At 41.7% G+C, this 18,762-nt stretch carries 16 protein-coding genes and 5 pseudogenes; 13 read left to right on the top strand and 8 right to left on the bottom strand.

The window, feature by feature from the left end:
• On the top strand, positions 1 to 497 hold a 497-nt coding region (locus C3Z13_RS04990; protein WP_146256869.1), incomplete at its 5' end, for a transporter substrate-binding domain-containing protein.
• Positions 498 to 575: 78 nt separating this feature from the next.
• Here C3Z13_RS04990 and C3Z13_RS11665 read toward each other — a convergent pair.
• The 3 genes from C3Z13_RS11665 to C3Z13_RS04980 are packed head-to-tail and all read right to left on the bottom strand — an operon-like array spanning position 576 to position 1,439.
• Complete coding sequence (locus C3Z13_RS11665) at positions 576 to 719, bottom strand: hypothetical protein (protein WP_181022015.1); 144 nt, start codon at positions 717 to 719, stop codon at positions 576 to 578.
• A gap of 38 nt (positions 720 to 757) precedes the next feature.
• Positions 758 to 955 carry a hypothetical protein gene (locus C3Z13_RS04985; RefSeq protein WP_103855199.1) on the bottom strand — a complete coding sequence of 66 codons (198 nt, stop codon included), beginning with the start codon at positions 953 to 955 and terminating at the stop codon, positions 758 to 760.
• A gap of 49 nt (positions 956 to 1,004) precedes the next feature.
• Positions 1,005 to 1,439 carry a GNAT family N-acetyltransferase gene (locus tag C3Z13_RS04980; RefSeq protein WP_103855198.1) on the bottom strand — a complete coding sequence of 145 codons (435 nt, stop codon included), beginning with the start codon at positions 1,437 to 1,439 and terminating at the stop codon, positions 1,005 to 1,007.
• 167 nt (positions 1,440 to 1,606) lie between these two features.
• Between C3Z13_RS04980 and tpiA the strand changes: the two genes are divergently transcribed.
• Positions 1,607 to 2,374 carry a triose-phosphate isomerase gene (gene tpiA, locus C3Z13_RS04975; protein WP_103855197.1) on the top strand — a complete coding sequence of 256 codons (768 nt, stop codon included), beginning with the start codon at positions 1,607 to 1,609 and terminating at the stop codon, positions 2,372 to 2,374.
• Between the two features lie 182 nt (positions 2,375 to 2,556).
• Entirely contained in the window at positions 2,557 to 3,483 is a 927-nt protein-coding gene (locus C3Z13_RS04970) for an ROK family protein (RefSeq protein WP_245872558.1), read from the top strand.
• Between the two features lie 109 nt (positions 3,484 to 3,592).
• Here C3Z13_RS04970 and C3Z13_RS04965 read toward each other — a convergent pair whose 3' ends face one another.
• The 4 genes and pseudogenes from C3Z13_RS04965 to cpdB form a co-directional block, all read right to left on the bottom strand.
• Positions 3,593 to 5,074 carry a sulfatase family protein gene (locus C3Z13_RS04965; RefSeq protein WP_181022014.1) on the bottom strand — a complete coding sequence of 494 codons (1,482 nt, stop codon included), beginning with the start codon at positions 5,072 to 5,074 and terminating at the stop codon, positions 3,593 to 3,595.
• A gap of 140 nt (positions 5,075 to 5,214) precedes the next feature.
• Positions 5,215 to 6,676: pseudogene (locus C3Z13_RS04960) on the bottom strand (sodium:solute symporter family protein).
• 181 nt (positions 6,677 to 6,857) lie between these two features.
• Positions 6,858 to 7,946: a 5-methyltetrahydropteroyltriglutamate--homocysteine S-methyltransferase gene (locus tag C3Z13_RS04955; protein WP_103855195.1), complete on the bottom strand. Its 1,089-nt coding sequence runs from the start codon at positions 7,944 to 7,946 to the stop codon at positions 6,858 to 6,860.
• A 90-nt stretch (positions 7,947 to 8,036) separates the two neighbouring features.
• A complete protein-coding gene (gene cpdB, locus C3Z13_RS04950; protein ID WP_103855194.1) occupies positions 8,037 to 10,010 on the bottom strand; it encodes a 2',3'-cyclic-nucleotide 2'-phosphodiesterase in 1,974 nt (657 codons plus the stop codon).
• A gap of 275 nt (positions 10,011 to 10,285) precedes the next feature.
• Between cpdB and C3Z13_RS04945 the strand changes: the two genes are divergently transcribed.
• The 8 genes and pseudogenes from C3Z13_RS04945 to srlR all read left to right on the top strand — a co-directional run bounded on the left by C3Z13_RS04945 (position 10,286) and on the right by srlR (position 17,074).
• Entirely contained in the window at positions 10,286 to 12,157 is a 1,872-nt protein-coding gene (locus tag C3Z13_RS04945; RefSeq protein ID WP_103855193.1) for a monovalent cation:proton antiporter-2 (CPA2) family protein, read from the top strand.
• Positions 12,158 to 12,369: 212 nt separating this feature from the next.
• Positions 12,370 to 12,916, top strand: a pseudogene (gene srlA, locus C3Z13_RS04940) (PTS glucitol/sorbitol transporter subunit IIC).
• A gap of 15 nt (positions 12,917 to 12,931) precedes the next feature.
• Positions 12,932 to 13,915: a PTS glucitol/sorbitol transporter subunit IIB gene (gene srlE, locus C3Z13_RS04935; RefSeq protein ID WP_103855192.1), complete on the top strand. Its 984-nt coding sequence runs from the start codon at positions 12,932 to 12,934 to the stop codon at positions 13,913 to 13,915.
• Positions 13,916 to 13,984: 69 nt separating this feature from the next.
• Entirely contained in the window at positions 13,985 to 14,350 is a 366-nt protein-coding gene (srlB, locus tag C3Z13_RS04930) for a PTS glucitol/sorbitol transporter subunit IIA (RefSeq protein ID WP_103855191.1), read from the top strand.
• A gap of 11 nt (positions 14,351 to 14,361) precedes the next feature.
• Positions 14,362 to 15,144 carry a sorbitol-6-phosphate dehydrogenase gene (gene srlD / locus C3Z13_RS04925; protein WP_103855190.1) on the top strand — a complete coding sequence of 261 codons (783 nt, stop codon included), beginning with the start codon at positions 14,362 to 14,364 and terminating at the stop codon, positions 15,142 to 15,144.
• Between the two features lie 61 nt (positions 15,145 to 15,205).
• Positions 15,206 to 15,873, top strand: a pseudogene (locus tag C3Z13_RS04920) (transaldolase family protein).
• A gap of 44 nt (positions 15,874 to 15,917) precedes the next feature.
• Positions 15,918 to 16,280 (top strand): transcriptional regulator GutM, encoded by a 363-nt coding sequence (gene gutM / locus C3Z13_RS04915; protein WP_103855189.1) that lies wholly within the window; start codon positions 15,918 to 15,920, stop codon positions 16,278 to 16,280.
• A 21-nt stretch (positions 16,281 to 16,301) separates the two neighbouring features.
• Positions 16,302 to 17,074 (top strand): annotated as a pseudogene (gene srlR, locus C3Z13_RS04910) (glucitol operon DNA-binding transcriptional repressor SrlR).
• A gap of 54 nt (positions 17,075 to 17,128) precedes the next feature.
• Here srlR and C3Z13_RS04905 read toward each other — a convergent pair.
• Positions 17,129 to 17,533 carry a copper chaperone PCu(A)C gene (locus C3Z13_RS04905; RefSeq protein WP_103855188.1) on the bottom strand — a complete coding sequence of 135 codons (405 nt, stop codon included), beginning with the start codon at positions 17,531 to 17,533 and terminating at the stop codon, positions 17,129 to 17,131.
• Positions 17,534 to 17,819: 286 nt separating this feature from the next.
• On the opposite strand from C3Z13_RS04905, the gene hflD reads away from it, so the two are divergent.
• Positions 17,820 to 18,431 (top strand): high frequency lysogenization protein HflD, encoded by a 612-nt coding sequence (gene hflD / locus C3Z13_RS04900; RefSeq protein ID WP_103855187.1) that lies wholly within the window; start codon positions 17,820 to 17,822, stop codon positions 18,429 to 18,431.
• Between the two features lie 12 nt (positions 18,432 to 18,443).
• A pseudogene (locus tag C3Z13_RS04895) lies at positions 18,444 to 18,762 on the top strand (lyase family protein); the annotation flags it as partial.

The following is an 18,762-nucleotide window of genomic DNA, read 5'->3' as shown; positions in this document are numbered from 1 at the left end:
CCCCAGCGCGTAAAGAAGTGGTGGATTTCGCCAAACCTTATATGCAAGTGGCGTTGGGTATGGTGTCAAAAGATGGCGCGGTTATCACCGACATCAATCAGTTAGAAGGCAAAACATTATTGGTGAACAAAGGCACGACGGCAGATGCTTATTTCAGCAAACATTATCCGAACATCAAATTATTAAAATTTGAACAAAACACGGAAACCTTTGAAGCCTTAAGAGATGGACGCGGTGATGCACTCGCCCACGACAACACCTTGCTGTTTGCTTGGGCAAAAGAAAACCCGGGTTTTACCGTTGGTATTAAAACCCTTGGCGATCAAGATTTCATCGCGCCAGCAGTGAAAAAAGGTGATACTGAATTGCTCGCGTGGTTAGATCAAGAAATTGAAAAATTAGGTAAAGAGGGCGTGTTAAAACAAGCTTACGACAAAACCTTATTGCCTGTTTACGGCGACACTATCAGCGAAAAAGAAGTGTTAGTGGCTTATTAAGTTAAATTGAAGAAATAAAAAAGTGCGGTGAAAAAATTTAACAAATTTCCACCGCACTTTTTCTTTTAGCTCATTAGCTTATTGAATTTTAATATTCATCTTATAGCTTGATGTAAGTTTTTTGATGGATTGTGCTTTCGGTTGTAGCACGCGCACTTCATAGCGCCCTGTTCTTGGTAAAATATATGGCGTGTTTGGTACGAAATCATCTTCGCCGTACATAATGGCTTCCGCCGCGCCTTTGGCTCTTAAATTTACGGTTAAGGTTTGCCCTTCTTTGGCATAAAACGCATAACTGCGACATTGCCAGCCTTTGATTTTACCCGTGTAATTGGCTGATGATGCGCCTTTTTTAAATTTACGTTAGTGACTGCGCAGTCTGTCGCATAGCTTGGCACGCTAGCTAACACCGCTGAGCCAACCACTAAGGCAGAAAGAATGTGTTTTACTGATTTCATTATAGTTCTCCAAATTAGATTGTGATTAAGGTGAAAATTAGACCTTTGATTACAACCGAAGTTCAAAAATCTGCTTTTCGGGATTAGCACGAAAGCCCGCCATTTCTAGCAAGGATTGTTGCTGCGGATCTTGTTCCACCACCAAACGGGAAGATTGCGTATAACGCACAAATTCTTTGGCTTTGGCGATAAGTGCGGTGTAAATTTCCGTAGAATTTTGTTGAGGCAACACAAAAATATCTGTCAGTTGCCAATAGCGTTGCAGTTGTAAGGAAGAAAGGCGAGGATAAAGCTGAATAAAACCAAGCGCTTGGTTTTGAGCGTCCACCGCAAGGAAGAAAATGCTTTCACTAAAGCGAATACGGTTGGTGAGAAATGTTAAGGTACGGTCAGGATTTTCCGCCATTCCCTGTGAAAGTCGATATTGCTCAAAAAGGGGCAGCAACAGCTCTAAATTCCATTGTTCAGCTTTAAAAATTTTCATATTGATGATTTTTTGTGAAATCTATACAGTGGATTGTAGCTTTTTAATGCACAATAATCATCTTTTTACAAAAAAATTTTTCAAATTTGCCTAAAATCAACGGAAGCGTAGAAAAAATTTGATATAGTAATGCGGTTATTTTTTGTTAATTACTATGGAGAAAAATTATGGCACGTCGTCCTTTAGTTATGGGTAACTGGAAGTTAAACGGTAGCAAAGCGTTTACCAAAGAGCTAATCGAAGGCTTAAAAGCAGAATTAGTCGGCGTAAACGGTTGTGATGTGGCGATCGCACCGCCAGTGATGTATTTAGCCGAAGCTGAAGCCGCGCTTGCAGGCAGCCAAATTGCCTTAGGCGCACAAAATGTTGATGTAAACGTACAAGGTGCGTTTACTGGTGATATTTCAACGGCAATGTTAAAAGATTTCGGTGCGAAATATATCATCATCGGCCATTCTGAACGTCGCACTTATCATAAAGAAAGCGATGAATTTATTGCCAAAAAATTCGCCGCACTGAAAGAAGCGGGCTTAGTGCCTGTGTTATGTATTGGTGAATCTGAAGCGGAAAACGAAGCAGGCAAAACAGAAGAAGTGTGCGCACGCCAAATTGATGCCGTGATCAACGCATTAGGCGTGGAAGCATTCAATGGCGCAGTCATTGCCTATGAGCCAATTTGGGCAATCGGCACAGGCAAATCAGCCACCCCAGCACAGGCTCAAGCGGTACACGCTTTCATTCGTGGCCATATCGCAGCGAAATCTCAAGCGGTAGCAGATCAAGTGATCATTCAATACGGCGGTTCAGTCAATGATGCCAACGCCGCAGAATTATTCACTCAGCCAGACATTGACGGTGCATTAGTAGGCGGTGCTTCATTAAAAGCGCCTGCATTCGCGGTGATCGTGAAAGCGGCAGCTGTGGCGAAAAACTAATTTTAGTTCCATTCCTATAAAATCTGCTCATTATGAGCAGATTTTTTTATCTCTAAATGTGAACCCTTTGTTATTTTATTAAATTGTGATCTTTATCACGGTAAAACTATGATATTTATCATAGTCTGAGTTGGCTAAATCAGTTATGTTGAAATTTAAGATTAGCAAAATAAATGGAGTTGATGATGAAATATTACGCAGGCGTAGATATTGGCGGCACGAACACAAAAATCGGCATTTTAGACAACCATTTTAATATTCTTGCAGAACAGAGCATTCCGACTTTATCTCAGCAAGGGGCAAGATCCACTTTTTCTCGCATTTGGCAGACCATTTTGGATTTGCTTGCACAACATCAACTTTCAGAAGCACAATTAGCAGGCATCGGCTTGGGAATTCCAGGCCCTGTGGTGGATCAAGCGATCGTTAAAATCGCGGCTAATTTTTCTTGGGGCAATGATTTCAATGCCAAGCAATTAATGGAAGAAATCTCTCATAAAAATGTGGTGGTGGAAAACGATGTGCGAGCCATTACCTTGGGAGAACATTTATTCGGCGCAGGGCAAGGTGTGGCGAATCTTATTGTTGTGCCAATTGGCACGGGCATTGCTTCAGGCATTTTGCTAAACGGCAAGGTGTTGTCTGGTTCGGGCGGCTGCGCGGGCGAGTTTGGCCATATTATGGTGAACGAACAAGGAATGAAATGCGGCTGTGGTTTAACAGGCTGCTTAGAAACTTATACTTCCGCCCCAGGATTAGTGCGGGAAGCCAAAAAACTTCTTAGCGCTCCAGAAACAGATAAACAAAAGTGCGGTGAGTTTTTCCAACGTTTTTCCACGGATTTAGATTCCCTGCAAGCACATCATATTTTTGAATACGCCAAAAAAGGCGATCATCTCGCGCTGCAAGTGGTGGATAGCTTCGCAAAATATTTGGCTTACGGCTTAGGCGTGCTGATTAATATTTTTAATCCTGAACTTATTGTACTGGCTGGTGGGGTCGCAAAATCCGCCGGATTTCATCATCGAAAAAGTTCAAAAATTCCTACCGCACTATGCCTTAGGCGTATCCCTACAAAACCTGCAAATCAAACCAAGCCAACTGCTTGATTCCGCTGGCGTAAAAGGCGCTGCAGCGTTAGTGATAAAATAATTGTAAGGCAATAAAAAAGTAGGAAATGGTTTCCTACTTTTTATCTTTCGCGCTTATGTTACTAGGTTACTGAATTTTTTCTTTCACTTTTACATCAGATTTTTGCTGTAGTTTTCCGTCTGCGGAAAAAACAAAATGGCTTGTATATTTGTTGAACGTGTTTTCGGCATAGCCACCCCATTCGCCCGCAAGCGTACGCTGTCCGCCGCCGTAAACAGGCAAGGTTGCACCATCAATTTCTTTATTGATATATTGATTAAACCACCGGTTTAACTCACGCCGCATTTGGGCGATCTGTTGTTGATAATCCGGGTTATCAATTTGGTTATGGTGTTCATCAGGATCGTTACGCAGATCATAAAATTCATAAGGCCCATCAGGATAGCGATGAATATATTTAAAAGATCGATTGCGGATCATTCGAGTTGGTCCGTATTCATCAAAGATCACAAGATGATTTTCTTCTCGTGAATCTGTGGGCTCTTGTTTTAATAAAGTAGAGAAACTTTTTCCAGGATAACGTACCTGTGCCTGATCTTCATCACTGATATTGAGGTATTCCAACAAGGTGTGGCGGAAATCGTAATGGCTCAACAGGTTATCTATTTCACCTGTTAATAAATGATTTTTGTGATAAAGAATAAACGGCACTTTTACGGACGTGTCGAACATATTCACAGGGCTTGTGCCATTCCCTTTACCAAAAATACCGTGATGTCCCATATTCATACCGTTATCACTGGTGAAAATGATGAGCGTGTTTTCTAAAATGCCTTTTTCCTCAAGTGCGGTGATAATTCTTCCAATATTAAAATCCATTGCGGTTAAGGCTGCGAAATATCCCCTTAACACTTCTAATCGTTCTTGTTCATCACCTTCAAAGGTTTCATAAATTTTCCAAGGGTGATAAGGATCTCGAGGACAAGATGCAAATTGACAATCCGCATAAAGATCCAATATTTCCTGTGGGTGGTTTTTTCGATCCCAAGGGGAATGGGGGCGGTATAACTTAGATTGAGAAAAAAATGGCTGATCGGCATTATGTACCTTCTCAATAAAGTCTAGCCCATAATCGGTGATTTTATCTGTAATGTAGTCGGGTTCTTCAATTAATATACCATCTCGATACATTGGTGCATTGAAGTAAGGGCCACCGCCACGCTGATGGGAATACCAATAATCAAAACCACATTGTGGCGTGTCAGCCATACCTAAATGCCACTTGCCACTCATTGCACAAAGATAATTATGCTGTTTTAAGCGATCTACAAAAGTCGATTGCCCTTTTAAATAATGTTCTGTAGTCGCACCATTTTCCCATTCTTCCAACCAGTCGTGAATTCCGTGTTGAGAAGGAATTCTGCCGGTAAAAATTGAGGCTCTTGCAGGGGAGCAAACAGGGGAAACACAAAAGAAATCGTTAAATTTTTTACCTTGCTGCGCTAATTTATCAATATTGGGCGTAATCGCCTCTTTATTCCCATAGCAACCAAGCGCCCAATAGCCTAAATCATCGGCAACAATTAAAACCACGTTAGTTTTTTTCATTATTTGCCTACTCCTAACATCGTTTTGATATTTTGAAAGCCTTTAAAACCAACAATAAAAATCGTGCAAATATACCAACTTAGCCCGAATAAGATGAGTCCTTTCCAAAAGAGAATGATTAGATCTGTCATATTTCCCCCTTATTTGCGTAACGTATTTTTCAATAATGAACCAACAATCATTGCAATCCAAGCAAACACAAACGCAGCAATACCCGAATAATAAGGGCCAATTTTTGCTGCAATAGGTTCAAGTGCAGGAATCTGCTGTGCGATTAAGTAAGAAAGTGGCGTTAAAGCACCCACAACAATGGTGGCATAAGCCCCCCAGTTATTGGCTTTTTTGAAATAACAAGCGGAAATCAATAGGGTGGAAACAGCAACGGAATAAATGGTTGCTGTGAGTGTCATATATACCCACAAGTCGCTTTTTAATGGATACCACAACCCATAGAACAGTAAGAAAACCCCAATTAATGCCACTAATACGCGATTGACAGCAATAGATTTACGTTCTGACCATTTATTTTTATGGAAAATAATCAATACGTCATTGTAAATAACACTTGCCCAACCTAATAAATAAGAAGAGTTTGTGGACATATCTGCCGCCAACATAGCCGCGACAAGCAAACCAATGATCCCTGTTGGAATCACAATAGAAAGCATTGTTGGCATTGCTTGGATTGGTTTTCCGCCCACACTTTCTAAACTTACGAAAGCTAACGCAGCAACGCCCCACATCACAGGAATTAATGAACGTACGATATAAAATAAACTAGTGCGTGTGTACATTTTTTTCGCAACATTGGCATCTTTTGCTGACAACACACGAGAAACCATTGTTTGCCAAGTTAGCACTGTCGCAGTCAGCACTAAAGCAGTATAAAGCACATATTGCCAACCAAGATTAGGATTAGCAAAAGGATTAATACCACCAGCGCCATAATTAGAAATTGCAGTATCAAATAAGGTATCCCAGCCCACCTGATAGAAAATCGTACAAGTGGTTAGCACCAAGCCAACACTCATTAAAATAAACTGCATATAATCGGTAACCAGAACGGAGAGCATTCCACCTAAAATGGTATATAACGCCACCACAAGCAATAAAATTGTCATCGTGATTTCTAAATATTCTGGTTTAAGCCCCGCCACAGCAACTAAAAATTCACCACCGGTGCGTAAGAAAACGCCCATATTCAGCAAGCCACCAAGCACAATGACCACACCGGCAGCCCAGCGGACTTTTTTACCAAATTTATTCAAAAAACTCTGGAATGGTTACCACACCCGCTTTGCGTAAAGGTTCAATACAAAATCCTGTTTTCCCTACGGTGAACATTACAATGGTCATAATTAACCCCACTGTGGCTCCCGCAAAACCGTATTTATAGCCAAGCTGTGCTGCCGCCATACAGGTTATAATGCCAAACTCAGTGGCGGCTAAAGAGGCAATCCCAACGTGCAAATCCACATTTCTGCCAGCCACCAAGAAATCATTCACATTCTTTACATATTTTCGCACAAGAATGCCGACAACAAGGCTTAATAAAATATAAAGCCCGACAATACTGCCATCTACGCTCCAGTTAAACTGCATATTTTCCTCCCAATATTGGTATGAATAAATAGTTACTCGCAGTTTAAAGGAGAGCGTTAAAGGCAGATATGACAAAAATCATAAACCCCACGTGAGCAAGATCACAGATTAAGAAATTGGTAAAAGAAAAAGTGCGGTGTTTTTTCACCGCACTTTTGAAAAGAAGCATTTATCGCAAAGATTAGTCTTTGCCCCAAACGTCAGCGGCAATTTGCTCAACTAAACGCACTTTCGCCCATTGTTCTTGCTCTGTCATAATATTGCCTTCTTCGGTGGAGGCAAAACCGCATTGTGGACTAAGGCAGAGTTGCTCAAGTGGCACATATTGAGCGGCTTCGGCAATGCGAGCTTTTACTGTGGCAGGGTCTTCTAAGGTTGGAAATTTAGAACTGATTAAGCCAAGTACAACACGTCCTTTATTGCCAGCGAAATATTTTAAGGGCTCAAATCCACCAGAGCGTTCATCATCATATTCAAGGAAATAGCCGTCATATTGTGTTTGACCGAATAGCTCAGGGGCAACAGGATCATAAGCGCCACTTAATAAATAAGTTGAACGGAAGTTGCCACGGCAAACGTGGGTTGTGATGATCATATCTTTGGGTTTATCAGCAAGTACCACTTGAATATTTTCCAAGGCTTGGGCTTTATCTGCGGCAAATTCAGGTTTGTCGTGATTGTTGCACAAAGAGCCCCAATAAACATCATCAAATTGTAAATAACGGCAACCTGCTTGATAAAAGGCTTGAATGGCATCTTTATAGGCTTGTTGTACGTCTTTTGCAAATTCTGCACGGCTGGCATACACACCGTGATCCCACTGAACGGGGTACATTAACTGGTTTGGGCTTGGAATGGTGTATTTCACAATGCCACGCTCAGCCACAATGGCATTGAGCTTTTTGAAATGCTCAATAAAAGGGTGATTAGGATTCCACGACACTTTGCCACAACAGCGTGTGTTATAAGCTCGGGTTTCAACGCCATTAAATTTATAACCGTGTTCAGGCTCATAGCCTTCAATGCCGTTTAAATTTTCAAGAAAATCAATGTGCCAAAATGAGCGGCGATATTCCCCATCAGTAAGCACTTTTAAACCGGCATCTAACTGTGCTTGGACTAATTTTTCAATTTCTTGATCTTCAATACGAGTTAAGGTGGCACGATCAATTTCGCCGGCGTTGAATTGTTCACGGGCTTGTTTCAGCGCCGCACTGCGTAAATAACTGCCCACAGTGTCAGCGTGCAAAGGTAATGTTGATAATGTCATATTCACTCCTTAAATAGTATCATTGTGAAAAATGGCGATGGGTTAGCATCGCCATAGTGTAAAGCCATAGTGTAAAAATGAAAGTGCGGTCTATTTTTTGTTTAAATTTATTTGGTAAACCGCAAAGCCTAGTTCATCTTGCCCAACGTAGTCCATTGGATATTGCGCTTTTTCCTTGATGAAGGCTTTTGCTTTATCGCTTGGGGACGTTTCCACTTGTACTTTCAATGGCTGAGTGGAGGCAATTGGAGCAAGTTTCCAGTTATTATCGGCAGAAGGGATCACTTCGCCTTTTTCTTTGGTGGTTTGGCTGATGTAGTTTGCCAAAATTTGACGATTTTCATCAGGGGAAGCAAAGACGATGTGCGCATCACCTGTGCCAGGGAATTTGCCGGAATAAGCGCGATAATTATTGGTCGCAATTAAGAATTGATCGCTATCTTGCACTGGCTTGCCTTGATAGGTGAGATTAACAATGCGCGACGCCTTGTCATTAATGAGCTTGCACTCACCGTCATAACGGGCAGGCTGGGTAACATCAATTTCATAGTTCACCCCGTCAATCACATCGAAATTATAAGTACGGAAACCGTTCCAATTTAACAAAGATTGTGGTTTGTCGCTATTTGGAGCGATTTGGTTAAACATTCCCGCACTGCACTCAAGCCATTGTTTGAGTTCTGCACCGCTCACTTTGACAATCACCAAGGTATTTGGGTAAAGATAGAGATCCGCCGCATTGCGGAAAGTGAGATCGCCTTTATCCACTTCTACATAAGCGCTTGGATCGTTTTTACGTCCACCGACTTTAAATGGCGCAGCGGCACTCAACACTGGAATACCCGCTAGCTCAGGCAGATTTTTCACCACGTTTTCGGCGTAGGCTTGTTGCGCTTGGTTTACGATTTGTACCGTTGGATCATCTTGGAACAAGGCAAGGAAGCTATACATATTATCAGAGGCTTTTCCAATCGGCTGTGCTACAAAGGCTCGAGTGGCTTCGTGGATTGGCGCAAGTAATGCTGCAACTTCAGGGTGATTGCCCACAAGCGCTTTTTTCTTATCTGCATCATAAATCGGGCGCAAGGCTGCACGGCCGTCAGTAACAAACCATTTACCATTATATTGATTTAAGGTGAGATCCACCACGCTGATGTTATTTGCCCAATAACCCGCCATACTTTCTGGCACGCCGTTCATTGTGCCTTTTTCAATATCCGCCCCTTTGCTGTTAGCAAATTCTTTATTTGGGAATAAGCGGTGCGAATGGCCGAAGATCACGGCATCAATGCCTTTGACATCGGCTAAATGGAAGGCGGCATTTTCTTCACCTTCTTTATAAGGTTCGTCCGAAGGGCCAGTGTGCGCCAGTGCAACAATAATATCTGCCCCTTGAGCCTTCACGATTGGCACATATTTTTCTGCGGTTTTCTTAATATCGTAGGCTTTTACTTTGCCTTCTAAATTGGCTTTATCCCACACCATCACTTGTGGCGGCACAAAGCCAATATAACCAATTTTGATTTGATGCCTGTTGCCAGCATTATCTGTTACGCTTTTTTCTTGAATAAAATAAGGTTGGAAATAAGGCTGATCATCGCTGGCTTTCACCACATTGGCGTTGATAATAGGGAAATGAGCTTGCTTAATGGCACGATCTAAATAATCTAAGCCATAGTTGAACTCGTGGTTGCCAATCGTTCCCACATCATAGTGCATTGCATTTAGGGCTAAAATAGACGGATTTGGTTTACCTTCTTTATCTCCTTTGGCAGCTTGATAATCGGCAATCGGGTTGCCTTGAATTAAATCGCCATTATCCACTAATACCGAGTTTTTCACTTCTTGACGTGCGCTTGCAATCAGGCTTGCTGCACGGGTAAAACCGAATTTATCCGTAGGCGCATCTTTGTAATAATCAAAATCCGTCAAAAAGCCGTGAATATCCGTGGTGGCAATAATGCGTAACGCTACCGTAGTATTTTGCTCCGCCGCATTGAGCGATAAGCTGTTTACACTGAATAAACTTAATGCGCCAAGACGCAGGAATTTTCTTCTATCCATATTTTCTCCTTTTAGGTTCTATAAATGATGACAAAGACACGATGATTTTACGTTGTTTTTGCACAGGGCTCTAGCCAATATTTATGATAAAAATCAAGTGCGGTGTTTTTTATGAAATTTTTGTGCAGGTTAATTTTCTTGGCATAATCAATAAGTTAAAAAGGCGAGCAGCAAGACAGCCTTTATTTTTTAGGGAAAAACACCGCACTTGCGTTTAGGATTTATCGCTAGATCAAGTACAATATCAAGACTATCCATAGACAATAGGTTTGCTTATGACATCATTACTGACTTCCGCGTTTATCTATCTCTTTGCCGCCGTGGTGGCCGTGCCAGTTTCTAAACGTTTGGGATTAGGCTCAGTGCTGGGCTATTTGTTGGCAGGGGTGGCGATTGGGCCAATTTTAGGCTTAGTCGGACAGGAAACCGAACGCGTGCAACACGTTGCTGAATTTGGCGTGGTGATGATGTTATTTTTAATCGGTTTAGAGCTTGATCCTAAAATGCTATGGGCGTTACGCACCAAATTGCTCGGCTTGGGGGGCTTACAGGTCATTCTATCCATTGGCGCGATTGCAGGTGTTGCCCATTTGCTTAATTTTACCTGGGAAATGAGCATTGCCATTGGCTGTGTGTTGGCAGTGTCGTCCACTGCGATTGTGTTGCAAACCTTGGGGGAAAAGCATTTGCTGAATAGCCCCGGGGGACAAAGCAGTTTTTCCGTGCTGCTGTTTCAAGATATTGCCATCATTCCGATTTTAGCGTTCTTGCCAATGCTTGCCTCGCCTGAATTGATTGATAGTCTGCATAGCGCGGAGCAACATTCAGACAATTTATTAGACGGGGTGAATAATTATGTCAAAACCCTGATCACCTTTAGCGTGATTGGCTCAATCATCTTTGGTGGCTATTTTCTCGCGCGCCCGATTTTCCGCTATATTGCCGCATCAAGAACTCGTGAAATTTTCACCGCATTTGCCTTAGCATTGGTGATCGGCATTGCAGCGATGATGTCGGCTATCGGCCTTTCGCCTGCCTTAGGCACATTCTTAGCAGGCGTGGTATTAGCAAATAGTGAATATCGCCACGAACTAGAAAGCAATCTTGAACCGTTCAAAGGCTTATTGCTTGGTTTGTTTTTCATTACCGTAGGCGCAGATATTAATTTCAGCTTATTATTCAATGACTTCGCGGTGATTTTAGGCATCACGCTATTATTTATTCTTATCAAAGCCATTGTCTTATGGGGGCTTGGGTTAATATTCCGTTTGGATCGCCTTAACCGTAATTTATTCGCTCTAAGCCTTGCTCCAGCGGGGGAATTTGGTTTTGTGCTACTTTCTTTCAGCCAACAAAATGGTATTCTACCAAGAGAAATCACTGACAAATTATTACTTGCCGTGGCCATTTCAATGTTGCTCACACCTTTCTTATTTATTGCTTACGATAAACTGATCGTACCGCGTGCAAGCCACCAACAACAGCGCGAAAACGACACCATTGAAGATCAAAATGATGTACTCATTATCGGCCACGGACGTTACGGACAAATTATCAGCGGAATGTTAATGAGTTGCGGCTACAAGCCTACGGTTATTGACTACGATGCCACCTTGGTGGAAGGCTTATCGCGCTTTGGTTTAAAAACCTATTTTGGCGACGGCTCACGTTCTGACTTGTTAGAAACTGCGGGCATTGCGAAAGCCAAATTATTAGTGATTGCCCTTGATGACAAAGAACAAGCTATACAAATCGCCCACTTCGCACATCGCTTTTACCCAAATTTACCGATTATCACCCGTGCTTATGATCGTCTGCACGTTTATGATTTATACCGTGCTGGGGCAAGAAATATTGTGCGAGAAACTTTCGACTCAGCGATCCGAAGCGGCCGTTTAGCCTTAGAACAGCTTGGTATGGACAAAGAAAAAGCCAAACAAATCGCAGAATTTTACTACCACCGCGATCGCCACGGCTTAGCCGAAATGGCAAGCCTTTACGATCCTGAAATTTCCGTATTTAGCAACGAACGAATGATCGCCCGCGCCAAAGAACTCGAACAAGAAACCAAATCAATGATGCTCACCCTGCTCGCAGGCGGCAAGGTTGATTGGCAACCAGGGGAAGAGAATCGATCGGGGGAGTAAGGAATATTAAGTTTAGTTTGAATTGGTAATACTCTTTTATTTAGATACTTATATCTTTCAATAAAACAAAAATTATTTACAAAATAAAAGAATTTTGCATAATTGAGATCTTGATCACAGAACAAGCTTTCAAAATGAAATATTATTGCTTTCAATGATTAATTAGTTAATCAGAAATCAACCTTAAAAACTTTCATTTTGAGAGGTGTGAGATGGAATTTATTACACATAGTGCGGAATGGTTTATAGGGCTATTCCAAAAAGGGGGCGAGGTTTTTGGTGAGTATGGTCACAGGAATTTTGCCATTGTTAATTTCTTTATTAGTCGTAATGAACGCCTTGATCAAATTTATTGGTCAAGATCGCATTGAACGTTTAGCACAACGTAGTGCGGGTAATCCTATTTCTCGTTATTTAATCCTTCCTGTTTTTGGCACATTTGTTTTCTGTAATCCAATGACATTAAGTTTAGGTAAATTCTTACCTGAACGTTATAAACCCAGTTATTACGCAGCGGCCTCTTATAGTTGCCACTCTATGAATGGTTTATTCCCACATATTAATCCTGGAGAGTTATTTGTTTATTTAGGGATTGCCAATGGCTTGACTACCCTTGGTTTACCCTTAGGCCCATTAGCGGTGAGCTATTTATTAGTGGGTATGGTGACGAACTTTTTCCGCGGTTGGATCACGGATTTCACAACAGCGATCTTTGAAAAACGTATGGGCATTAAACTCGATCGCGAAGTACATCTCTAAGGGAGGAAACAGATTATGGCAAAAGCACTTTATATTGAAAAAGGTAATGGTGGTTGGGGCGGCCCTTTAACCGTGCCAGTAGAGCCCGGTAAAAAAATCCTTTATATGACAGCAGGTACGCGTCCAAGTATTGTCGATCATCTTGTGGCTTTAACCGGCTGGGAAGCGGTAGATGGTTTTAAAGAGGGAGAGCCAGAAAACGATCAAATTGGTATTGCCATTATTGATTGTGGTGGAGTGTTACGCTGTGGACTTTATCCAAAACGCCGTATTCCAACTATCAATATTCACGCGACAGGAAAATCTGGCCCACTTGCAGAATTTATTGTGGAAGATATTTATGCTTCCGCCGTGAAAGAAGCCAATATTAAATTGATTGATGCAGATTCTCCAGTGTCTTCAAGTGAGCAAGTGGTTAAACAGCCTCAGGTGGCGAAAGATTACGATACGTCGAAAAAAATTACTGAACAAAGTGATGGGTTGCTCGCCAAAGTTGGAATGGGAATGGGTTCTGTTGTGGCAGTGTTTTTCCAAGCAGGGCGAGATACGATTGATACGGTATTGAAAACTATCCTGCCTTTTATGGCCTTTGTTTCAGCACTGATTGGGATCATTATTGCTTCTGGTTTAGGTGATTGGATTGCACATGGCCTAACCCCTTTAGCCAATAGCCCAATTGGGTTGGTTACCCTTGCTCTAATTTGTTCTTTCCCATTCTTATCTCCTTTCTTAGGGCCCGGTGCGGTCATTGCACAGGTTATCGGTGTATTAGTTGGGGTACAAATTGGGTTAGGCAATATCCCTCCTCATTTAGCACTTCCTGCATTATTCGCCATTAATGCGCAAGCAGCTTGCGACTTTATTCCAGTGGGATTATCTCTGGCTGAAGCGAAACAAGACACGGTGCGTGTGGGGGTACCTTCTGTGTTAGTGAGTCGCTTCTTGACAGGTGCGCCAACAGTATTGATTGCTTGGTTTGTATCCGCGTTCATTTACTAACTTTTACCTTAAATGTCGTAATAAAAAGTGCGGTAAAAAAGTACCGCACTTAAAAAATGAGGAAGAAGAATGACAACAATTTATCAAACAACATTTACCAAAATTGGGCAATTTGCACCAGAGGCATTGACTGAAAATATGCTGATTATCTTTAAGCAAGATGTACCAGCAGATCTTGAGGATTATTGCTTCCTTCATCAGCACGGTGAGCTTTTGGCTGAGGTTTGCCGCGGTGATGTGTTAATGATTAACAATAAATCTTTTGAAATAACTGCTGTGGGTGATGTGGCAAATTTTAATTTGAAAGAATTAGGGCACGTTACCTTTCGTTTCGATGGGGCTATTACAGCAGAATATCCCGGCACGATTCATTTGAAAGGGGATGTGCCAGTTGAAATAAACGTCAATGATGTTTTAACCATTATAAAAAATTAGGAGTTGATATTATGGGAAATAAAGTTGCAGTCATTGTTGGTGGCGGTCAAACCTTAGGCGCATTCCTCTGTGCAGGACTTGCTGAGAATGGTTACTCCGTTGCTGTTGCGGATTTAAATCAAGGGAATGCAGAAAAAACAGCAAATGAGATCAACCAAAAATTGGGCAAAGATTGTGCGAAAGGTTTTTATGTTGATGCAACTAATGAGCAAAGTGTAGTTGAATTGGCCAATGCTATTGATGCTCAATTCGGGCGTGTTGATTTATTAGTTTACAGCGCAGGAATGGCAAAAGCCGCGCCTATTACAGAGTTTAAAGCACAGGATTTTGATACGTCATTAAAAGTGAATTTAGTGGGCTATTTTTTATGTGCCAGAGAGTTCGCTAAATTAATGATTCGTGAAGGGATTGCAGGGCGAATTATTCAAATTAACTCAAAATCAGGGAAAGTGGGAAGTAAGCATAATACAGGCTACAGTGCGGCAAAATTTGGCGGAGTTGGGCTTACCCAGTCTTTAGCCTTAGATTTGGCAGAATATGGCATTACTGTGCATTCTTTGATGTTAGGGAATCTGTTGAAATCTCCAATGTTCCAATCTTTGATTCCGCAATATGCGGAAAAATTAGGTATTCCAGCCGATCAAGTTGAGCAAGTTTATATTGATAAAGTGCCATTAAAACGAGGGTGTGAATATCAAGATGTTTTAAATGTTCTGCTTTTCTATGCAAGTGAAAAAGCAGAATATTGCACGGGGCAGTCTATCAATATTACCGGTGGTCAGGTGATGTTTTAGTCCTTTGAACGTTGCGGTATGGGAAATTTTCATACCGCACGTTTTAATCTTAAGAGGTGTTATGATGGAATTTTATTTGGATACTGCCGACACCGTGCAGGTAAGACAATTCATTCGTTCTCTCCCTTTAAGTGGTGTAACAACAAACCCGAGCTTAGTCGCTAAAGTTCGCCGTCCACTTTCTGATATATTAAATGAATTAAGGGATATGCTTGGGGAAAAAACACGTTTATTTGTGCAGATTCTTGCCAATCACCCTGATAAAATGGTTGAAGAAGCGATAAAATTAAGTGAACAGCACCGAAATTTAGTTATTAAGATACCTGTAACTTTAGCGGGCTTAGAAGCGATTAAACAGCTCACTGCTCAAAATATTCCCACACTAGGAACCTCTGTGTATGGAGCAGGGCAAGGTTTTTGGCAGCATTGGCAGGAGCAAGTTATATTGCACCTTATGTCAACCGTATTGACAGCCAGGGTGGAAGTGGCGTATTGGTTACACAAGAATTAAATCAATTGATTATCCAGCATTGCCCTAATACGCAAGTTTTAGCGGCAAGTTTTAAAACGCCTCGTCAGGTGTTAGATTGCTTATTAACTGGCTGCTCTGCCATTACCATTTCCCCTGAACTGGCACTGCAATTCTTATCGGATCCTGCGGTTTTTTACGCAATTGAGCAATTTGAACAGGATTGGCAACAGGCTTTTAATCAAACTTTCATTGAATAAGTTTTTATAATCAGTAAAAAACCTTTAAAATAGGAAGGTAATTTATGCAAAGTATTACAAGTTCGCTTATTATTGTTGCGGTTGTCGCGTGGTTATTACAAATTTTGCTTGGCTGGTGGCAAATTTCGCAATTTAATCAAGCGTTTGAAAAACTGTGTAAGCTAGGGAATGTGGGCATCGGTCGAACACAAGGTCGTTTTAAACCCAAAGTTGTCATTGCCATTGCTTTTGATCACAACCAGCGTGTTGTGGATTCAATAATGTTAAAGGGGCTGACGGTATTTTCTCGCCCTAAACCAATAACACATTTAACAGGATTATTGCACAGCGAAATTGAGCCTGAGGCTATTTTTCCAAAAGATAAATCAAGTCAGCAAGCCTTAAGGGAAGCAATTCAACTGCGATAAATCCTAAACAACGGATTTATTATGAAACCTAAAGAAAGACAACTGGCTATTTTAGACTACCTACAAACCTATGGCAAAACACCTGTGGAACAATTAGCGGAGCATTTCTCTACCACGGGAACAACAATTCGTAAAGATCTCACCGCACTTGAAAAAGAGAAGAAAGTCCTTCGTACTTACGGCAGTGTTGTCTTAATGGAACCGGAAAAAGCGGTTGATATTGAGCTGCCAATGACCAACAAAACGCATATCAATTTGCTGCAAAAAAAGAAAATTGCACAAGCCGCAGTTAAATTACTCAAAGATGGTGATTCTCTCATCATTGATTCAGGCAGCACGGTACTACAAATGATCCCTCATCTTGCTCAACTTAACGATTTGACGATTATGACAAATAGCTTGCATATTATGAATAGTCTTGCTGCGCTGGAAAAAGAACACGAGTTATTAATGTGTGGGGGAACATTTCGGGCAAGATCTGCGTCATTGCACGGCATCCTTGCTGAATCGACCTTTGAAAAATTTCTTTTGATAAACTGTTTATTGGTACCGATGGTTTTGATTTACAACTCGGTTTAACCACTTTCAATGAAGTACACGGGGTAAGTAAAGCGATGACAAATGCTGCTCGCGAAATTATCGTGCTGGCAGACTCTTCTAAATTTGGTCGTCGTAGCCCAAATATCGTCTGCCCATTAGAAAAAATTAATGTTGTAATTACTGATAGTGGTTTAGATCCTCAAACGCAGCAAGCTTTAATTGATAAAGGGATCAATTTAGTGATTGTTGAGTAGAAAGCCAATAAAGGTTTGGTAAATCCTTTATATAATATTTACTTTAAATTGGCGCTATTTAGCTGTGGCATTTACTTCCACCACTTCTCCATCATCAAAAAACAGCTTGATTGGGAAAGTTTCGCCTCGTTGGATTGGTTGGGTGAGATCGAAAACCATAATGTGTAAGCCACCGCGTTTTAGGCTAACACTTTGTTTCGCGGGGATTTCAATGCCGTTGAGTGCGTGCATTTTGCCGTTGTGCATTCCGTGTAATTCTAGGCGCGCGGGCTGTTGGCTTTCGGCGAAAAGCAGATTGACGGCTTCATTGCCGGTGTTTTGCAGCAGCATAAAAATAGCACTTGGCTGCCCTGCTTTTTCTGTGGGGAAGATGGTGGCTTGGCTCGCAACAATTTCCGCTTGGGTTGCTAGTGGGAAAAGTGCGGTGCAAATTAAGCCGATTTTTTTCATCGCGTTCATTGGGTTCTCCTTTTTATTAAAATAGATTGAAATAAAACCGCCACAGTGCAGGGGCTGTAGCTTGTTTAGAATAACTAAACTTTACCACATTCGCTTTGTTCTCACAAAAATAGCCGCCAGCTCAAGCTCAAATGCAAAATAAATTATCAACAGACCCTAGCAAGAATTTACCATTTTGCTTTCATTTGTTGTTTGCCTTTTAAAGCAAGGCGAAAAATGCTATATTGCCCCAGTTTTTGAGAGATTCTCGCCCACATAACAATTTTCATACAACATTCATAGCAAAATGGCAGATTATTACGACATCACCCTTGCCCTTGCTGGTGTATGCCAAGCGGCTGCGCTAGTGAAACAATTCGCTCATCACGGCAGTGCTGATAATGCAGCTTTCAACGCCAGCCTACAAAGCTTATTACAAACTTCACCCGAAAATACCTTAGCAGTTTATGGTGGCAATGCGGCAAACTTAAAATTAGGCTTGCAAACCTTGATGGAACAGCTCAATGGCCGAGATGCAGAGCTAACGCGCTACTGGGTGAGCTTGCTGGCGTTGGAGGGTAAGCTGAGTAAATCGCCAAAAGCAAAGGCGGAATTGGCGCAACGCATCGCCTATTTGCCTTCACAGCTCAATTTTTATGATTTACTTGATGAGCAGATGATAAGCAATCTTGCCAGCATTTATGTGGACGTCATCAGCCCGCTCGGTAGCCGTATTCAGGTGCTTGGCGCGCCAGATTATTTGCAACAACAAGGCATTCAGCACCGTATTCGCGCAAGTCTGTTAGCAGGCATTCGCTCGGCGGTGCTATGGCGTCAAGTGGGCGGCAAAAAATATCAGTTTCTTTTTTCCCGTGGCAAAATCGCCACAACGGCACAACAAATTTACTCAACCCTTTAGGAGTTCTTTCTTATGGAATTAAACGCACTTACTGCGATTTCCCCGATTGATGGTCGTTATCAAGACAAAACAACGGCTTTGCGTACTATTTTTAGCGAATTTGGCTTGCTCAAATTCCGTGTTACAGTCGAAGTTCGTTGGCTACAAAAATTGGCGGCGACTGCAAAAATTCAAGAAGTTCCTTCTTTGTCGCAAAAAGCAAACGATTACCTTGATGAAATTGTAGCGAATTTCAGTTTAGCGGACGCGCAGCGTATCAAAGAAATTGAAAAACTACCAACCACGATGTGAAAGCGGTGGAATACTTTTTGAAAGAAAAAACCACCGCACT

The organism is Avibacterium endocarditidis (assembly GCF_002921145.1).
Classification (GTDB): domain Bacteria; phylum Pseudomonadota; class Gammaproteobacteria; order Enterobacterales; family Pasteurellaceae; genus Avibacterium; species Avibacterium endocarditidis.
The sequence above is the reverse complement of the archived record's forward strand: the minus strand, read 5'-3'. Positions and strand labels throughout refer to the sequence as shown.

What these genes read in the sequence shown, in the direction of transcription:
- C3Z13_RS04945 (WP_103855193.1), top strand. Translation starts at nt 10,286, where the DNA reads ATGACATCATTACTGACTTCCGCGTTTATCTATCTCTTTGCCGCCGTG.
- gutM (WP_103855189.1), top strand. Translation starts at nt 15,918, where the DNA reads ATGCAAAGTATTACAAGTTCGCTTATTATTGTTGCGGTTGTCGCGTGG.
- hflD (WP_103855187.1), top strand. Translation starts at nt 17,820, where the DNA reads ATGGCAGATTATTACGACATCACCCTTGCCCTTGCTGGTGTATGCCAA.
- cpdB (WP_103855194.1), bottom strand. Translation starts at nt 10,010, where the DNA reads ATGGATAGAAGAAAATTCCTGCGTCTTGGCGCATTAAGTTTATTCAGT.
- C3Z13_RS04965 (WP_181022014.1), bottom strand. Translation starts at nt 5,074, where the DNA reads ATGAAAAAAACTAACGTGGTTTTAATTGTTGCCGATGATTTAGGCTAT.
- C3Z13_RS04970 (WP_245872558.1), top strand. Translation starts at nt 2,557, where the DNA reads ATGATGAAATATTACGCAGGCGTAGATATTGGCGGCACGAACACAAAA.
- srlE (WP_103855192.1), top strand. Translation starts at nt 12,932, where the DNA reads ATGGCAAAAGCACTTTATATTGAAAAAGGTAATGGTGGTTGGGGCGGC.
- srlD (WP_103855190.1), top strand. Translation starts at nt 14,362, where the DNA reads ATGGGAAATAAAGTTGCAGTCATTGTTGGTGGCGGTCAAACCTTAGGC.
- C3Z13_RS04980 (WP_103855198.1), bottom strand. Translation starts at nt 1,439, where the DNA reads ATGAAAATTTTTAAAGCTGAACAATGGAATTTAGAGCTGTTGCTGCCC.
- C3Z13_RS04955 (WP_103855195.1), bottom strand. Translation starts at nt 7,946, where the DNA reads ATGACATTATCAACATTACCTTTGCACGCTGACACTGTGGGCAGTTAT.
- C3Z13_RS11665 (WP_181022015.1), bottom strand. Translation starts at nt 719, where the DNA reads ATGTACGGCGAAGATGATTTCGTACCAAACACGCCATATATTTTACCA.
- tpiA (WP_103855197.1), top strand. Translation starts at nt 1,607, where the DNA reads ATGGCACGTCGTCCTTTAGTTATGGGTAACTGGAAGTTAAACGGTAGC.
- C3Z13_RS04905 (WP_103855188.1), bottom strand. Translation starts at nt 17,533, where the DNA reads ATGAACGCGATGAAAAAAATCGGCTTAATTTGCACCGCACTTTTCCCA.
- srlB (WP_103855191.1), top strand. Translation starts at nt 13,985, where the DNA reads ATGACAACAATTTATCAAACAACATTTACCAAAATTGGGCAATTTGCA.
- C3Z13_RS04985 (WP_103855199.1), bottom strand. Translation starts at nt 955, where the DNA reads ATGAAATCAGTAAAACACATTCTTTCTGCCTTAGTGGTTGGCTCAGCG.